General features: G+C 65.7%; 13 protein-coding genes. 3 read left to right on the top strand and 10 right to left on the bottom strand.

Going from position 1 to position 17,392, the window contains the following annotated elements:
• The first annotated feature begins 64 nt into the window (after window positions 1-64).
• Entirely contained in the window at window positions 65-2,521 is a 2,457-nt protein-coding gene (locus YWC_RS31680) for a PAS domain S-box protein (RefSeq protein WP_051306546.1), read from the top strand.
• A gap of 4 nt (window positions 2,522-2,525) precedes the next feature.
• On the opposite strand, the gene YWC_RS0117920 is transcribed toward YWC_RS31680, so the two are convergent.
• From YWC_RS0117920 to YWC_RS0117875, 10 genes are all read right to left on the bottom strand, one after another.
• Window positions 2,526-3,071 (bottom strand): DUF4256 domain-containing protein, encoded by a 546-nt coding sequence (locus YWC_RS0117920; RefSeq protein ID WP_027866619.1) that lies wholly within the window; start codon window positions 3,069-3,071, stop codon window positions 2,526-2,528.
• A 129-nt stretch (window positions 3,072-3,200) separates the two neighbouring features.
• The gene (locus YWC_RS0117915) at window positions 3,201-4,310 is read right to left on the bottom strand and encodes a ribonucleotide-diphosphate reductase subunit beta (RefSeq protein WP_027866618.1); all 1,110 of its coding nucleotides are present in this window, start codon (window positions 4,308-4,310) and stop codon (window positions 3,201-3,203) included.
• A 191-nt stretch (window positions 4,311-4,501) separates the two neighbouring features.
• Window positions 4,502-7,450, bottom strand: a complete 2,949-nt coding sequence (locus tag YWC_RS0117910; protein WP_027866617.1) for a ribonucleoside-diphosphate reductase subunit alpha — start codon at window positions 7,448-7,450, stop codon at window positions 4,502-4,504.
• A gap of 498 nt (window positions 7,451-7,948) precedes the next feature.
• Window positions 7,949-9,415 carry a sigma-54-dependent transcriptional regulator gene (locus tag YWC_RS0117905; RefSeq protein WP_027866616.1) on the bottom strand — a complete coding sequence of 489 codons (1,467 nt, stop codon included), beginning with the start codon at window positions 9,413-9,415 and terminating at the stop codon, window positions 7,949-7,951.
• Between the two features lie 33 nt (window positions 9,416-9,448).
• Window positions 9,449-11,101, bottom strand: coding sequence for a two-component system sensor histidine kinase NtrB (locus YWC_RS0117900; protein ID WP_027866615.1), 1,653 nt, complete (start codon window positions 11,099-11,101; stop codon window positions 9,449-9,451).
• Between the two features lie 8 nt (window positions 11,102-11,109).
• Entirely contained in the window at window positions 11,110-11,361 is a 252-nt protein-coding gene (locus YWC_RS0117895; protein ID WP_027866614.1) for a PP0621 family protein, read from the bottom strand.
• Window positions 11,358-12,161 (bottom strand): cytochrome C assembly family protein, encoded by an 804-nt coding sequence (locus tag YWC_RS0117890; RefSeq protein WP_027866613.1) that lies wholly within the window; start codon window positions 12,159-12,161, stop codon window positions 11,358-11,360. Before YWC_RS0117890 ends, YWC_RS0117895 begins: the two co-directional genes overlap by 4 nt.
• Window positions 12,162-12,241: 80 nt before the next feature.
• On the bottom strand, window positions 12,242-13,069 hold the full coding sequence (locus YWC_RS0117885; RefSeq protein WP_051306545.1) for an ABC transporter ATP-binding protein: 828 nt from the start codon (window positions 13,067-13,069) through the stop codon (window positions 12,242-12,244).
• 1 nt (window position 13,070) lies between these two features.
• The gene (locus tag YWC_RS0117880) at window positions 13,071-13,919 is read right to left on the bottom strand and encodes an ABC transporter permease (protein ID WP_027866611.1); all 849 of its coding nucleotides are present in this window, start codon (window positions 13,917-13,919) and stop codon (window positions 13,071-13,073) included.
• An 11-nt stretch (window positions 13,920-13,930) separates the two neighbouring features.
• Window positions 13,931-14,902, bottom strand: a complete 972-nt coding sequence (locus tag YWC_RS0117875) for an ABC transporter substrate-binding protein (protein WP_027866610.1) — start codon at window positions 14,900-14,902, stop codon at window positions 13,931-13,933.
• Between the two features lie 265 nt (window positions 14,903-15,167).
• Here YWC_RS0117875 and ffh point away from each other — a divergent pair, with 265 nt between their 5' ends.
• Window positions 15,168-16,535 carry a signal recognition particle protein gene (ffh, locus tag YWC_RS0117870; RefSeq protein ID WP_027866609.1) on the top strand — a complete coding sequence of 456 codons (1,368 nt, stop codon included), beginning with the start codon at window positions 15,168-15,170 and terminating at the stop codon, window positions 16,533-16,535.
• A gap of 232 nt (window positions 16,536-16,767) precedes the next feature.
• A complete protein-coding gene (locus tag YWC_RS32165) occupies window positions 16,768-17,160 on the top strand; it encodes an SWIB/MDM2 domain-containing protein (RefSeq protein WP_027866608.1) in 393 nt (130 codons plus the stop codon).
• Window positions 17,161-17,392: the final 232 nt, after the last annotated feature.

Below are 17,392 nucleotides of genomic sequence, written 5' to 3'. Positions count from 1 at the left end.
GCACCGACCTCTCCCGCACCAGCGCGCGGAGCCCATGACAAGCAGTTAACGAATACTGACACCAATGCCGATGCCCCCGGCCGATGCGGACTCCCTGGCGCATGCCGAACTTGCCCGCTATCGCTTCATCACCGGACTCGACGACGCGATCCGCCTGCTCACCGATCCCGAACAGATTGCCCAGACCGCCGCGCGCCTGCTCGGCGAGCACCTTGGCGCGGACCGCTGCGCATACGCCTACGTCAGCGAAGACCAGGGCAGCTTCACCCTCACCGGCAACTACACCAGGGACGTTCCCAGCATCGTCGGGCACTACCGGCTGGCCGCCTTCGGCGCCGAGTTCGTCCGCCTGAACCGCCTGGGCCAGCCCTATGTCGTGGAGGACGCCGAGCTGGACGCCCGTGTCGGCGACGTGCTGCAGGCCTACCGCGACACCGGCATCCGCGCCGTGATCTCCGTCCCCGTCATCAAGGGCGACCAGTGGGTGGCCGGCATGGCCCTGCACCAGTCGGCGCCGCGCCAGTGGCAGGCGCATGAGGTGCGGCTGCTGGAAGCGGTCGCGAACCGCTGCTGGGAATCGATCGAGCGCAGCCGCATCGCGATCGAACTGGGCGCGGCCGAGGAGCGGGTGCGCGGCAGCCACGACTACCTGCGCCTGCTGCTCGACTGCACCGAGGAAGGTTTCTATTCGGTGGACCGCGACGGCGTCACCATCATGTGCAACGCCGCCTTCCTGAAGATACTGGGATTCCGGAGCGAAGACGAGGTGATCGGCAGGAAGCTGCATGGCGTGATCCACCACGCGCACCCGGACGGCGCGCATTACTGCGTCGAGGATTGCCCGATCTACCGCGCCGCGCGCGACGGCGTGCCGGCGCTGGTGGACGACGAGATGTTCTTCCGCGTGGACGGCAGCGCCTTTCCGGTCGAGTACCGCGCCCGCCCGGTCTGGCGCGACGGCCAGCTGCAAGGGGCGGTCTGCACCTTCGTCGACCTGACCGAGCGCCGGCGCACCGAGGATGCGCTGCGCAAGAGCGAGGCCCATCTGCAGTCGGTGTTCGGGCAGACCGCCGCCGGCATCTGCGAAACCGACCTGCAAGGCCGCATCGTGAAGATCAACGAGCGTTTTTGCGACATCGTGGGGCGCACGCACGAAGCGCTGCTCGGGACACCGATGCAGGAGATCACGCATCCGGACGACCTGGCGCTGAACCTGCCGCTGTTCAAGCGCACCGTCGCGACCGGCGAGCCGTTCGAGATCGAAAAGCGCTACCTGCGCCCGGACGGCAGCAGCGTGTGGATCAACAACACGGTGAGCCTGATCCGTGCTCCGGGAGGAAACGGCTCGGACAGCATCCTCGCGGTCTGCATCGACATTACCAAGCGCAAGCACGCCGAGGAAGCCCTGCACGAGGCCGACCGCCGCAAGGACGAATTCCTGGCGATGCTGGCGCACGAACTGCGCAACCCGATGGCGCCGATCCGCGCGGCCGCCGACCTGCTGGAGTCGCGCGACCTGGCGCCCGAGCAGCGCCGCCGCACCAGCCAGATCATCTCGCGCCAAGTCAGGCACATGACCGGCCTGGTGGACGACCTGCTGGACGTCTCGCGCGTCACGCGCGGCCTGGTCGAGCTGCAACAGGCGCGGCTCGACGTGAAGCAGGTCATCGCCGACGCCGTCGAGCAGACCCGCCCCCTGATGGAAGCGAAGCGCCACCGCCTGGTGGTGGAACTGGCTTTTGACGCCGCCCAGGTGCTGGGCGACCACAAGCGCCTGGTGCAGGTGCTGAGCAACCTGCTGGGCAACGCGGCCAAGTATACGCCGGCGGAAGGCCGCATCGAAGTGAGGATGGGAGCGAGCGCATCGGAGGTGGTCCTGGAAGTGGCGGACAACGGCATCGGCATCGCCCAGGAACTGCAGGCGCGCATCTTCGACCTGTTCGCCCAGGCCGACCGCAGTCCCGACCGCTCGCAGGGCGGCCTCGGCATCGGCCTGGCCCTGGTGAAAAGCCTGGTGGAGCTGCACGGCGGCGTCGTCGCCTGCCACAGCGACGGCCCGGGCCGGGGCAGCCGTTTCGTCGTGACCCTGCCGCGCGCCGCCGAGGCGGATGTGCCGGAGGCTCCGCAGGGTGAGGCCGCGCCGCTTGCACCGTCCGCCGCGCGGCGCGTGCTGGTGGTCGACGACAATGTCGATGCGGCCCAGATGCTGGGCATGTGCCTGGAGGCGGCGGGACACGTCGTCATGGTCGAATACGGCCCGCAGCAGGCGCTCGAGCGGGCCCGGACCTGGCTGCCCGAGGTGTGCATCCTCGATATCGGGCTGCCGGGGATGGATGGGAACGAGCTGGCGCGCCGGCTGCGTGCCCAGCCGGAGACAAGCGGGGCGACCCTGATCGCCTTGACGGGCTACGGACAGGAGCAGGACCGGCGGAACGCCATGGCGGCGGGATTCGACCATCACCTGGTCAAGCCGGTGGCGGCGCCGGACTTGCTGGCGCTGGTGGCGCAGGCGCGGCGCTAATTCCTCACACGATCAGCAGGCCGCGAAAGCCGCGCGCAGCGTAATAAGACTCGGCGCCGTTGTGGTAGACGAACACCCGGCCGTAGCGGCGGTCGCAGAACAACGCGCCGCCCAGCTTGCGCACGTCCATGGGCGTCGCGATCCAGCTCGAGGTCTTGCGGTCGAATTCGCCGAGCGTTTGCAGGTGGCGGTATTGTTCTTCGGTCAGCAACGCGATGCCCATGCCGGCGGCCACCTCCTCCGCACTGCTGCGCGGCTTGTTTTCCTTGCGCGCCTCCAAAGCGGCGCGGTCGTAGCAGATGCTGCGGCGGCCTGCCGGCGATTCCGGGGAACAGTCGCAGAAGACGATGCTGCCAGTCGCCTCCTCAATGCCGACGACGTCCGGTTCGCCGCCGGTGGCTTCCATCTGTGCCAGCGCATCCAGCGCGGCGGGATGGTCTGCGAGTCTTGCCTCTACCTCGGACCAGTCAACTCCCGCGTGGCGGTGCATGTTCTTGTCGAAGCGGGTTCTCAATGTCTGCAGCAGTTCCTTGGCTTGTTCCGGGGGCATGGCTGGTCTTGTCCTCTCATGGTGATGACTGCGATCAGGAACGCAAACTTAGCATAGCTCCGGACTCGGGCATGAAAAAACCCGGCTGCCGTTGCCGGCAGCCGGGTTTCGTGTGTCCGATGCGGGAGATCAGTCCCAGCTCAGCGCCCCACCGGTCTGATACTCCGTCACGCGCGTCTCGAAGAAGTTACGTTCCTTCTTCAGGTCGATCATCTCGCTCATCCACGGGAACGGGTTCTCTTCGTTCGGGAACAGCGGATCCAGGCCGATCTGCACGGCGCGGCGGTTGGCGATGAAGCGCAGGTAGCCCTTGAACATCGGGGCGTTCAGGCCCAGCACGCCGCGCGGCATGGTGTCTTCGGCGTAGCGGTACTCGAGTTCGACGGCCTGCAGGAACAGGGCCTTGAGCTCTTCGCGGAAGGCCGGGGTCCACAGCTGCGGGTTTTCCATCTTGATCGTGTTGATCAGGTCGATGCCGAAGTTCACGTGCATCGACTCGTCGCGCAGGATGTACTGGTACTGCTCGGCGGCGCCGGTCATTTTATTTTGACGACCGAGCGCCAGGATCTGGGTGAAGCCGACGTAGAAGAACAGGCCTTCCATCAGGCAGGCGAACACGATGATCGACTTCAGCAGCTTCTGGTCGTTTTCCAGGGTGCCGGTCTTGAACTCAGGGTCGGTCAGGACGTTGATGAACGGGATCAGGAACTGGTCCTTGTCGTGGATCGACGCGATCTCGTTGTAGGCGTTGAAGATCTCGCGCTCGTCCAGGCCCAGCGACTCGACGATGTACTGGTAGGCGTGGGTGTGGATCGCTTCCTCGAAGGCCTGGCGCAGCAGGTACTGGCGGCATTCCGGGGCGGTGATGTGGCGGTAGGTGCCCAGCACGATGTTGTTCGCGGCCAGCGAGTCGGCGGTGACGAAGAAGCCGAGGTTGCGCTTGACCAGGCGGCGCTCGTCTTCCGACAGGCCGTTCGGGCTCTTCCACAGCTCGATGTCGCGCTGCATGTTCACTTCCTGCGGCATCCAGTGGTTCGCGCAGCCGGCCAGGTACTTGTCCCATGCCCACTTGTACTTGAACGGCACCAGCTGGTTCACGTCGGTCTGGCCGTTGATGATGCGCTTGTCGTCGGCGTTGACGCGCTTGGCGACTTCGGCGGCGGCAGGTGCGGCGTCGCCGGCGGCTTGCGGTGCGCGCGGGGCTGGTGCGGTGCTTGGTTCGTCGTCCCAGGAGAGCATGTGTTCGTTCCTTCTTTCGTGACTGCGTCCGCGCGGGGCGGACGGTCAAATTCGTTTGTTCAGTAAGCGTCGTCTTGAGGACCCAAGCGCTGGCGGAATGCTGCGAACTTGGATTCCCGCCTTCGCGGGAATGACGATTCATAAGTTACTGGTGCAGGCGAGCCTCGACTCGCCTGCACCTCACTTGCCGATTATTGGCAGGCTTCGCACTCGTCGAAGCCGGCGTCGCCCGGACGCAGGTAGCAGGCGGCGCCTTCCACCACTTCCGCGCTTGCAGCCGCCGGTGCTGCGGCAGGTGTTGCCGATGCGGCAGCCACCGGGCCGTTCGCTGCCGGAGCGGCATGGCCGGCCACCAGGCCGCCCGAGACCGGCACCGCGTTCAGCGCGCCGGTACGGGTGGTCGACTTCTCCATGTGCGTCGCCGCGATGGTGCGCAGGTAGTAGGTGGTCTTCAGGCCGCGCAGCCAGGCCAGTTTATAGGTCTCGTCCAGCTTCTTGCCCGAGGCGCCGGCCATGTAGATGTTCAGCGACTGGGCCTGGTCGATCCACTTCTGGCGGCGCGAGGCGGCTTCCACCAGCCACTTCGGCTCGACTTCGAACGCGGTGGCGTAGATGTCGCGCAGGTCTTGCGGCACGCGGTCGATCTTGGAGAGCGAACCGTCGAAGTATTTCAGGTCGGCGATCATCACTTCGTCCCACAGGTCGCGCGCCTTCAGGTCGCGCACCAGGTAGGAGTTGATCTCGGTGAACTCGCCCGACAGGTTCGACTTCACGTACAGGTTCTGGAAGGTCGGCTCGATGCAGGCCGACACGCCGATGATGTTCGAGATGGTCGCGGTCGGGGCGATCGCCACGCAGTTCGAGTTACGCATGCCGAACTGCTTGATGCGCTCGCGCACCACGGTCCAGTCCATCGATTCGCTGGTGTCCTGTTCCAGGTAGCCGCCGCGTTCTTCCGCCAGCAGCTTGATCGAATCCTGCGGCAGGATGCCGCGGTCCCACAGCGAACCTTCGTAGGTCTCGTAGCGGCCGCGCTCTTCGGCCAGCTCGGTCGAGGCCAGGTAGGCGTAGTAGCAGACGGCTTCCATCGACTTGTCGGCGAATTCCACGGCCTTGTCCGAGGCGAACGGCACGCGCATCATGTGCAGGCAGTCCTGGTGACCCATGATGCCCATGCCCACCGGGCGGTGGCGCAGGTTCGAGTTGCGCGCCTTGTCCACGGCGTAGTAGTTGATGTCGATGACGTTGTCCAGCATGCGCATCGCGGTGCGGATGGTCTTCTGCAGCTTGGCGTGGTCCAGGCCCTCGCCCTTCATGTGCTGCGGCAGGTTCACCGAGCCCAGGTTGCAGACGGCGATCTCGTCGGCGCTGGTGTTCAGGGTGATCTCGGTGCACAGGTTCGACGAGTGCACCACGCCGACGTGCTGCTGCGGCGAGCGGATGTTGCACGGATCCTTGAAGGTGATCCACGGGTGGCCGGTCTCGAACAGCATCGACAGCATCTTGCGCCACAGGTCGAGGGCTTCGACCTTCTTGTACACGGTCATTTCGCCGCGGGCGGCCTTGGCTTCATAGGCCACGTAGGCTTCTTCGAAGGCCTTGCCGACCTTGTCGTGCAGGTCCGGGGTTTCGCTCGGCGAGAACAGGCTCCAGTGGCCCTTTTCCATCACGCGCTTCATGAACAGGTCGGGAATCCAGTTCGCGGTGTTCATGTCGTGGGTGCGGCGGCGGTCGTCGCCGGTGTTCTTGCGCAGGTCGAGGAATTCCTCGATGTCCATGTGCCAGGTTTCCAGGTAGGCGCAGACCGCGCCCTTGCGCTTGCCGCCCTGGTTCACCGCCACGGCGGTGTCGTTGACCACTTTCAGGAACGGGACCACGCCCTGCGACTTGCCGTTGGTGCCCTTGATGCGCGAGCCCAGTGCACGGACCGGGGTCCAGTCGTTGCCCAGGCCGCCGGCGAACTTCGACAGCAGCGCGTTTTCCTTGATCGCGTCGTAGATGCCTTCCAGGTCGTCGCCGACGGTGGTCAGGTAGCACGAGGACAGCTGCGAGCGGCGGGTGCCCGAGTTGAACAGGGTCGGGGTCGAGCTCATGAAGTCGAACGACGACAGCAGGTTGTAGAACTCGATGGCGCGCGCTTCGCGGTCGGCTTCGCGCAGGGCCAGGCCCATCGCGACGCGCATGTAGAAGGCCTGCGGCATCTCGATGCGGGTTTCGCGCACGTGCAGGAAGTAGCGGTCGTACAGCGTCTGCAGGCCGATGTAGCCGAACTGCAGGTCGCGGTCGGCGACGATGGCCTTGGCCAGGCGCTCGAGGTCGTATTTGCCCAGCTCTTCGTCCAGCAGTTCGTTCTGGATGCCCTTGGCGACGTACTGCGGGAAGTAGGTGATGTACTCGGCAGCGGCGCCGGCTTGCGGCACTTCATGGCCGAAGACCTCCTTGCGGATGGTGTGCAGCAGGATGCGCGCGGTGACCTGGCTGTAGGCCGGGTCGGTTTCCATCAGGGCGCGGGCGGCCAGGATGGCCGACTTGTGCAGCTCTTCGACCGGCACGCCGTCGTACAGGTTCTTCAGGGTCTCGGCGACGATGGCGTCGGCGTCGACGTGCTTTTCCAGGCCCGAGCAGGCGGCGTTCACGAGGGCGTGGACGTCGCCCACGTCCAGCGGACGGCGCTCGCCGCCGTCGACCACATGGATCTGCGGCGCGGCGACCGGGGCACCGCCGGCGGCTTCCTTGGCGGCCTTGCGCTCTTCCATGCGCTTGGCGCGGTACAGCACGTATTCGCGGGCGACGTCATGCTCGCCCGAGCGCATCAGCGACAGTTCGACCTGGTCCTGCACGTCTTCGATATGGAAGGTGCCGCCGTTCGGCTGGCGGCGCACCAGGGCGGCCACCACGTTGCCCGTCAGCTGCTCGACCAGCTCGCGGATGCGGGCCGATGCGGCGCCCTGCCCGCCGGCGACGGCGAGGAAGGCCTTGGTCATCGCGACCGAGATCTTGTGCGGCTCGAAAGCGACCACGGCGCCGTTGCGGCGGATAACCCGGTAGTCACCACGTGCGACGATTTCTGCGGGCGTGGCGGTGGCCGACGCGCCAGGGGTGACGTGCGGATTGATCGAAATGTCTTGTGCTGTTTGCATTGAGCCTCCAGTGAGCAGCGGATTTGCCGTTGTTGTCTTGAGCCGGACTTGTCAACCGGACAAAATTTTAAGCAAAGCGATACCCCGCCAGCTGGAACTCCTCACTGGCAACCAAGGATGAGATCAATGCGGCAGGGTAGAAATCGTTGTTAATTCAGTAGCTTGCGGAGCAAGCTTCAAGTCGAACGTGAATCTAGTTTCTTCTGATCCACTACCACTATATCTAGTGTTCGAACTTGATATGAGACTAATTGTAGTGCCTGACCTAGGTCAGGGCAAGTGACGAAGCCCGTAATTTTTTTTGTTTTTTTTGGTGCGCTGGCTTGACAAGCCCATAGGGCAAGAACGACGGGCGGTATGCGGTGAGTGAGCACTAACCCTGTTCCGGAACGCTGCCCAAGGCTTAATCAGCTGCATGCGCGGCGCATCGTTCTTGTGCATTTTGCACTGGCGAAAAGACAACACGATGACATGCCAACTAGCGCTTTTGCAGGAGACTCACGCATGGTCGTCCGGCGCGCAGATCTCCAGCTTCTGCATCTGGTAGCGCAGCTGGCGCACGCTGATGCCGAGCAGGCTCGCCGCCTGGGTGCGGTTGAACTGGGTCTGCTGCAGGGCGCGTTCGATGATGTCGCGCTCGACCTGGCTCAGGTACTCGGGCAGGTTGACGGGCAGGCCGTTGGGGCCCAGCATGGCGGATGCGGGCGCCGCCTCCACCGGGGCAGGCGCAGGCGTCGGCGCCGGTTCCGGCAGGGGCGCGGGCGCCGACATGGGTGCCGGCGCGCTCGCGGCCGGTTCGCGCCGCAGCGCGTCGCCCGGCCGCGCCGCCTTGAGCGACAGGTCGCCCACTTCGATCACGCCGTCGTTGGCAAAGGCCAGCGCCCGCTCCAGCACGTTTTCGAGTTCGCGGATATTCCCTGGGAAGGAATAGGCCCGCAGCGCATCGAGCACGCCCGGCCCGAGCGCGGCCTGGGCCGGGCCGGCCAGGCGCGCCAGGATCGCGTCCACCAGCGGCGCCAGGTCGTCGATGCGTTCGCGCAGCGGCGGCAGCGACAGCTCGATTACGTTCAGGCGGTAGAACAAGTCCTGCCTGAACCTGCCCTGCTCCACGCATTTCGCCAGGTCCTGGTGGGTGGCGCTGATGATGCGTACGTCCACCGGTTCTTCCGTGGTGGCGCCGATCTTGCGCACGCGCCGCTCCTGGATGGCGCGCAGCAGCTTGACCTGCATCGGCAGCGGCAGGTCGGCCACTTCGTCCAGCATCAGGGTGCCGCCGTTGGCGGCCTGGAAGAAGCCGTCGCGCTCTTCGGCCGCGCCGGTGAAGGCGCCCTTGCGGTAGCCGAAGAACTCGGCTTCCATCAGCGTTTCGGGAATGGCGCCGCAGTTCACCGCCACGAAAGGCTTGCCGGCGCGCGAACTCTGGGCGTGGATCTCGCGCGCGGCCAGTTCCTTGCCGCTGCCGGATTCGCCGGTGATCGAGATCGGCGCGTTCGAGCGCGCCAGTCGTCCGATCTGGGCGCGCAGCGCCGCCATCGCGCTTGACGTGCCGATCATGCGCGAACCGGGCGCCGCGCCATCCGGCCGGGGCGCCGGGGCTTCGGATAGTTTCAGGGCCGAGCGCACCATCACGCGCAGCGCATCCAGGGCCACCGGCTTGGAGATGTAGTCGAAGGCGCCGGCCTTGAGCGCCACCACCGCGTTCTCGGCGCTGCCGTAGGCGGTGATGACGGCGATCGGCGTGCCCTTGTGCGAGGCGGTCACCTCGCGCACCAGTTCCAGCCCCAGGCCGTCCGGCAGGCGCATGTCGGTCAGGATCAGCGCGTAGTCGTGTTCCTCGACCAGGCCGCGCGCCTGGCGCAGCGTGGCGGCGCTGTCGACGTCCAGCCCCATCTTGAGCAGGGTGATCTCGAGCAGTTCGCGCAGGTCGGCTTCGTCGTCGACCACGAGGATGCGGGGTGCGGTCATGGTTCTCTCATACTATATATAAGCAACCGGATCCTAGGCCGGCTGCGAGAAGCTGATCACGAAACGCCCGCTCGCCCGGCGCGGTCCGGTGGCGGTGGGGTCGAAGCGGTATTCGTAATCGAGCTTCGCGTCGTTGTTCAGGCACAGCTCGCGCGCCAGGTACAGGCCCAGGCCCGTGCCCTTGCTCGAGGTAGTATAGAAGGGCTCGAACAGGTGGGCGCGCACTTCGGGCGTGATGCCGGGGCCGTCGTCCTGCACGTGCAGTTCGATGCGGCCGGCGGCGTCCAGGGCCGGGAAGATGCGGATGCTGGCAGGCTCGCGGCTGGCATAGCGCACCGCATTGCCCAGCAGGTTGAGCAGCACTTCGTGCAGGTGCAGCGGGTCGAAGCGCAGCGCGCTCGTCCCAGGGTCGCCCAGGTAGACTATATCATCCGCGAGCCCATGGGTTTCGCAGAATTCGGCCTTCAGCTCGGCGAGAAAGCTGGCCAGTTGCACCGGCTCGCCGTTCGGCTGCACCTTGCGCGACAGCTGCAGGATGTCCTCGACCATGCGGTTCACGCGCGCCACGTTGTCGCCCACGATCTTCAGCAGGCGCACCTCGGCCGGGCCGTGCAGGTCTTCGGCCAGCAGGGCGGTGGCGTGGCCGATCGCCGACAGCGGATTGCGCACCTCGTGTGCGATGCTGGCGGTGAGGCGCCCCATCGAGGCCAGCTTGAGCTGCTGCGCCTGGTTCTCGATGGCGCTGACGTCCTGCATGAACACCACGCTGCGTCCCAACGCGACATCCAGCGTGCCCACCCGCGCGAAGCGCAGCTTCAGGTGCACCGGCTCGTCGCGCCGGCCGCGCAAGGGACCTGCGTCTTCCTGGTAGGGCTTGACGGTCACGAACGCAGCGTCTTCGCCCGGCGCGCGCAGCCAGGCGCCGAAGGCTTGCGCCAGCGGTTCCAGTCCCGCCGCCTCGCCCAGCCGGAACGCCGCCACCTCCCCTTCCAGGCCCAGCATGCGCCGGGCCGCCGGGTTGCCGGTGAAGACCGCGCTGTCGTCGCCCACCACCAGGATGCCGTCGCCGACGTCGGCGATCACGATCGCGTTGATCGCCTGCTGGACGCGCAGGTCGACGCCGCGCTGCGCGGCCAGCTCTTCCTGCTTGATCAGGCGCGCCGCCAGTCGGTTCACCACCAGCACGCCGGCGAAGAAGGCGGCGCCATACAGGCCGGCCTGCATCGGCGAGCGCCCGTCGTCCTGCATGAAGACCTGCCAGGTGGTTTCAAGCAGCAGGAACAGGGTGGCGACCGCGCTCGCAAACAGGGCCAGCGTCAAGGGGGCCAGGATGGCGGCGCCGGCCAGCGGGAACAGGTACAGGATCCCGAGGCCGCTGCGCATGCCGCCGGCTTCCAGGTAGAGCAGCGAGATCACGGCCAGGTCGACCGCGATCTGGCAGCCGAGCTGCAACGCGAAGCGGCGCCGCCACCAGGCGCCGAACGCGCCGAATACGAGCGCCGCCGCCAGGTAGAATAGGCAGGCCGGGGTGTTGGCCGCGTCCAGGCGCACGCCCCCGTCGGTGATGCGCACGCCCAGGTAGAGCAGCAGCACCAGCGCGATGACGATGCGGGTGACGGTAAAGGTCTGGAGCGAGCGCCACAGGGTCATGCGCGCTTCGCGGGACAGCACCGCTGCTGGCGACATCGGCCGGCTTACTGCGGCGGCAGGCGCACGTGGCCCGGCGAGCAGTAGTCGTGGCCGTCGGCGTGCACCGCTTCGGAGGCCGGGAAGTGGATGCCGCAATGCGCGCACTGGGTCATGGTTTCGATTTCGGCCACCGGCGCCTGGCGCGGCGGTTCACGGTGCAGGGGCGGCTGCTGGCGTGCGCCCAGGCCCTTGAGCTTGGCGCGGATCGCCATGACGACCAGCCCGATCAGGAGGATCCAGAAGATGACGCGGCTCATGCCAGCCCCCTGTGCAGGACGACTTCGAGCACGAAGCGGCTGCCGACGTAGGCCAGCGCCAGCGTGGCGAAGCCCGCCAGCGTGAAGCGCAGCGCGGTCTTGCCGCGCCAGCCTTGAAAACGGCGGCCGGCCAGCAGCGCCGCGAACAGCAGCCAGGATAGCAGCGCGAACACGCTTTTATGGTCGAGGCGCAGGGCGCTGCCGAACAGCTGTTCGGAGAACACCACGCCCGACAGCACGGTGAGGCTGAGCAGGATGAAGCCGATCCAGATCACGCGGAACAGCAGCTTTTCCATGGTCAGCAGCGCCGGCAGCTGGTCCAGCGCGCTGCCCAGCCAGCCGCCGCTGGCGGCGCGCGTGTGCAGGCGCGCCTCCTGCAGGGCCATCAGCACGGCGTGGAAGGCGGCGATGGTGAGCGTGCTGTAGGCCAGCACCGCGACCACTACGTGCCAGCCGAAGGCGGGCGTCTGGCCGTTCAGCGGCAGCAGGCTGCCGGGGAAGACGACCGGCAGCGCCGCCGCCACCACGGCGAAAGGCATGACCAGGCGGCGCATGCCGTCGAGGGCGAAATTGCGGTTTTCCAGCCAGTAGGCGGCCACCGAGACCCACAGGGCGCTCGAGAGCATGATGGCGAAGCCGACGCGCAGCTGGCCCGGCTCGGCCACGTCGAGCCCGAGCGCGGCGCCATGCGCCGCCCAGGCCAGGGCGGTGGCGCCTGAGATGACGGCGCCCCGGCGCGACGGCAGCAGGGCGCACACCGCGTACAGCAGGGCCGCGGCGAGGAAGAGGGAGTTCTGCATAATAAGAGTCTACACCATCGGGAAATGGTGGGGGCGGGCCCTCCCCCGCCCCTAAGGCCTATTTAAGAGCGTATTTGCTACTAGTCCACCGCCGCCATCCGCAACTCCTCGGTATGGTGGCGCTGCTGCTCTTCCATCACCATCACTCCCAGCTCCCTTTTGAGCGCGTTGAATTCCGGCGCCGCCGGGTCGCGCATGCGCGGAATCTCGACCAGCAGGTCGCGCTTGATCGTTCCCGGCCGGTAGGTCATCACGACGATCCGGTCCGCCAGGTAGACCGCCTCTTCGATGCTGTGGGTGACGAACAGGATGGTCTTCTTCAGCTCGGACCAGATGCGCAGCAGCTCGTCCTGCAGGTTGCGGCGGGTGAGCGCATCCAGGGCGCCGAAGGGCTCGTCCATCAGCATGATCGGCGAATCGAGCGCCAGCACGCGCGCGATCGCGACGCGCTGGCGCATGCCGCCCGACAGGTCCTTGGGAAAGCGCTGGCGGAAGTCGCTCAGGGACAGCATGCCCAGCAGGTCGCCGACTCGCGCGCGGATCTCGGCCTTGCCCAGGCCCTTGATGTGCAGGCCGAAGCCGATGTTGTCCTCGACCGTCATCCAGGGGAACAGCGCATATTCCTGGAACACCATGCCGCGGTCCGGCCCCGGTGCTGTAACCGGATTGCCGTCGACCGTGATCGTGCCGCTGCTGGGCAGCGAGAAGCCCGCCACGGCGTTGAGCAGCGTGGACTTGCCGCAGCCGGATGGCCCCAGCAGGCAGGTGAACTGCCCGTGCGGGATGTCGAGGCGGATGTCCTGCAGCGCCGTGACCGTCCTGCCGCCGGTTTCGAACATCTTGTGGACGCCATCGACGCGGATATGCGGGTCCAGGACCTGCGCGGGGATACCATGCGGTGCATTCATGTCAGTGCTCCAGGCCGCGGTGCCAGCGCAGCAGGTAGTTGTTGAGGCGGTTCATGGCGATGTCGATGGCCAGGCCGAGCAGGCCGATGGTGATCATCCCGGCGATGATCTTGTCGGACCAGAAGTACTCGCGCGCCTCCAGGATGCGGAAACCCAGTCCGTTGTTCACGGCGATCATCTCCGACACGATCACCACGATGAAGGCGGTGCCGATCCCGATCCGCACGCCCGACAGGATGTAGGGCACCGCGGCCGGCAGGATCACGCGCAGGAACATGGTGACCCCGCCCGCCCCGAGGTTGCGCGCCGCGCGCAGGTAGATGCCGTCCACGTGGCGCACCCCGGCGATGGTGTTCATCAGGACCGGGAAGAAGGCCCCCAGTGCGATCAGGAACACGGCCGGCGGGTTGCCCAGCCCGAACCACAGGATGGCCAGCGGGATGTAGGCGATCGGCGGGATCGGGCGCAGCAGCTGCACCAGGGGGTTCATCCACGCGTACACGACGCGGCTCGCGCCCATCGCCAGCCCGAGCGGCAGGGCCAGGCCGGCGCCGATCGCGAAGCCCACCACTACCCGTACCATGCTGGTCCAGATGTCGATCGGCAGCTCGCCCGACAGCGCCCAGGACCACCAGCCGCCCTCGGTATAGTCCGCGTAGGGCGCCAGCGGCAGCAGGTAGGCCACCCACTTGCGCCAGACATCCAGCGGGGCCGGCAGCACCTGCGGGTTGACCCAGCCGTTCTTGGCGACCCACTGCCACAGCAGGACGGCGGCCACCGGCACCACCGCGCCGACCGCCATTTCCTTCCAACGTACACGTGATTGTTTGCGCCTGTCTGGAGTATGCATGTTCGTGTCCCTCATTTCACGCCCAGGCTGGTCTTGGCAGCCGCCAGCAGGTCGGTGCGCACCCATTCCTGCGCCACCGGCGGTTTCGCCATGCGCCCCACCCCGGTCCTGGCCATGATGTCGGTGGTGACCTGGATGTGCTCGGGCGTGATGTCGAAGGAGTACGGCGAATTGCGGATCGCGTCCTGGAAGTCGTCGCTCGTGATCTGGTTCTTGAAGATCGTCTCGCGCACGTATTTCTCGGCCACCGACGGGCTGTCGATGAAGGTCCTGGTGGCGTCGACGAAGCAGCGCATGAACTTTTCGGCCACCGGGCGCCGCTCGCGGTAGAACTTCTCGGTCATGACCATGGTCCGGATCGGCTCGCCGATCGGGGTGTCATACGGCTTGATCACTTCGACGCCGAAGCCCTTGTTGATCGCCTGCGAGGACTGCGGCTCGGACTGCATCATGGCGTCGATCTGCTTGCCGAGCAGGGCCTGGTTCAGGTCGGCGTAGGACAGGAACACCAGCTGCACGTCCTTGCCGGGCGCCGCATCGGCCTTCAATCCGTGCTTGGCCAGCTGCGCCATCAGGAGCACTTCCTGGATCGCGCCGCGGGTCACGCCGACCCTCCTGCCCTTGAGCCCTGCGACGCCGCGGATGCCCAGTTCGGGCCGCGCCACCAGGCGCGCGCCGCCCTTGGCGAAACCGGCCACCACGACGATCGGCGCCCCGCCGGCGCGGCCCGAGATCGCCGCCTCCGAAGCGGTGGCGCCGACGTCCAGCTCGCCGGCGATGATCGCCTGCATCACGTCCAGGCCCTTGGCGAAGACCTTTTCCTCGACCCGGATGCCGCACTTCGGCGCGATCTCCTTGATGTACGACACCGCGCCGAAATGGGCGAGCTTGAGGTTCCCGAGCCGGACCACCTCCTGGGCCCCGGCGCCGCCTGCTGCCAGCAGGGCGGCTGCGGCGAGGATGCTGCTGAATAGCTTGATCATGCCTGTTCTCCCTTATGCAAGACAAATGGTGTCGCTTGTGTCCGGCGCGATGAAACATGCGCAGGTACAGAGGTCGATGCTGCAGGGAAATGGACTATGAGTACGTGAGCTGTGTCAGAAACGGCAAGGTTTCCATATGATCGAACGCATCACACTTGAGGAAAAACTGCGTTATATCGCTGCTGTGGTCGAACTCGGCGGCTGCTGCAAGGTAGAATGTCGGTTTGTCGAATGCGACGTGCTGTCTTATATAGTCAGGTAGAACATGCTAGATAACCTTACCCAACGCCTAGCCAAGGTCGTCAAGACGATGCGCGGCGAGGCGCGTCTTACCGAGGCGAACACCGCCGAGATGCTGCGCGAAGTGCGCATGGCCCTGCTCGAGGCCGACGTGGCGCTGCCGGCGGTGCGCGAATTCATCGCCAAAGTCAAAGAGAAAGCGCTGGGCGAAGAAGTCATCGGCTCGCTCAGCCCCGGCCAGGCCCTGGTCGGCGTGGTGCAGCGCGAGCTGGCCGCCCTGATGGGCGCCGACCTCGGTCCCGACGCCACCCAGCTGTCCTTCGCCCAGCAGCCGCCGGCGATCATCCTGATGGCCGGCCTGCAGGGTGTGGGTAAAACCACCACCACCGGCAAGCTCGCCAAGTACCTCAAGGAACAGAAGAAAAAGAAGGTCCTGACCGTTTCGGCCGACGTCTACCGCCCTGCCGCGATCGCGCAGCTGGAGTCCGTCACCAAGCAGGTCGGCGCCGACTTCTTCCCGTCCACCGCCAACGACAAGCCGGTCGACATCGCGCGTAACGCGCTGGACTGGGCCAAGAAGCACTACCACGACGTCCTGATCATCGACACCGCCGGCCGCCTCGGCATCGACGAAGCGATGATGCAGGAGATCGCCGCGGTGCACGCCGCCGTCAATCCGGTCGAGACCCTGTTCGTGGTCGACGCCATGCTGGGCCAGGATGCGATCAATACCGCCAAGGCCTTCAACGACGCCCTGCCGCTTACCGGCGTGGTGCTGACCAAGCTCGATGGCGATTCGCGCGGCGGTGCGGCCCTGTCGGTGCGCCACGTGACCGGCAAGCCGATCAAGTTCGCCGGCGTATCCGAAAAGCTGGACGGCCTGGAAGCCTTCGACCCGACCCGCATGGCCAACCGCGTGCTGGGCATGGGCGACATCCTGGCGCTGGTGGAAGAAGCGCGCAAGGGCGTCGACGCCGAGGCCGCGACCGAGCTGGCCAACAAGATCAAGGGCGGCGGCAAGTTCGACATGAACGACTTCAAGGCCCAGCTGACCCAGATGAAGAAGATGGGCGGCATGTCCGGCCTGCTCGATAAACTGCCGGCCCAGTTCCAGCAGGCGGCGGCGGGCGCCAACATGGACCAGGCCGAAAAACAGGTGCGCCGCATGGTCGGCATCATCGATTCGATGACGCCTGGCGAGCGCGCAAAGCCCGAGCTGATCAAGGCCAACCGCAAGCGCCGCATCGCGGCCGGCGCCGGCGTGCAGGTGCAGGAAGTGAACCGCATGCTGAACCAGTACGACCAGATGCAGACCATGATGAAGAAGCTCAAAGGCGGCGGCCTGATGAAGATGATGCGCGGGATGAAGGGCATGATGCCCGGCCTGCGCTGACCGGTCGTCGTCGTCGAAGAAACCGCGCAGGCACGGGCTTTGCGCGGTTTTTTACATTCTGACAGGCGGTTTTTTCATTTGGGGAGTTCCTAGTGTGCGATAGCTCGCATATCGGGGCTTATAAGAATGAAAAAATTTCGAAAAAGACTTGCATGAACAGTAAAAGGCCACCAATATAAGCCGGTGCGTCAATAACGCAACTTTCCCTGTGATCGTTTTAGGAGGCTCGAAGATGGCAACAGCCAAAAAATCCACCGCAGCGCCAGCCAAGAAAGCAGCCGCCAAGCCGGCAGCAGCGGCCAAGCCTGCAGCAAAAAAAGCAGCAGCTCCAGCAAAAGCAGCAGCGAAACCAGCAGCGAAGCCGGCCGCGGCACGCAAGCCGAACGCCGCTTTCATGAAAGAGATGACGCCGTCGGGCGAACTGGCAGCAGTGGTCGGCAACAAGCCGCTGCCACGCACCGAAGTCACCAAGAAGGTCTGGGACTACATCAAGGCACAGAACCTGCAGGACGAATCGAACCGCCGCATGATCAACGCCGACGACAAGCTGAAGGCTGTCTTCGGTGGCAAGGCACAGGTCTCGATGTTCGAAATGACCAAGCTCATTTCGGACCACCTGAAGTAAGCACTGGCCGGCTGTCCAGTAGCCTTGCAAATGAAAAGCCCCGGGAGACCGGTAATGCCGTTCAGTTAAGACTGAACGGCATTTTTATTTTGTCGTTGTAAACGTTGCGCATCGCTGTTAACCTTCGCCGCCATGTTCGATGACACTCTTCATTTTCTAGCAAATCATCTCGAAGCTCCCGACTGGACAAGGTTGGGTGAGCATCTTCCTACTGAATGGATCGAACAGGCGC

Origin of the sequence: Massilia alkalitolerans DSM 17462 (assembly GCF_000427785.1) — a bacterium.
GTDB lineage: Bacteria > Pseudomonadota > Gammaproteobacteria > Burkholderiales > Burkholderiaceae_D > Telluria > Telluria alkalitolerans.
Note: the sequence above shows the minus strand (reverse complement) of the source record. Positions and strands in the feature narration are given on the sequence as shown.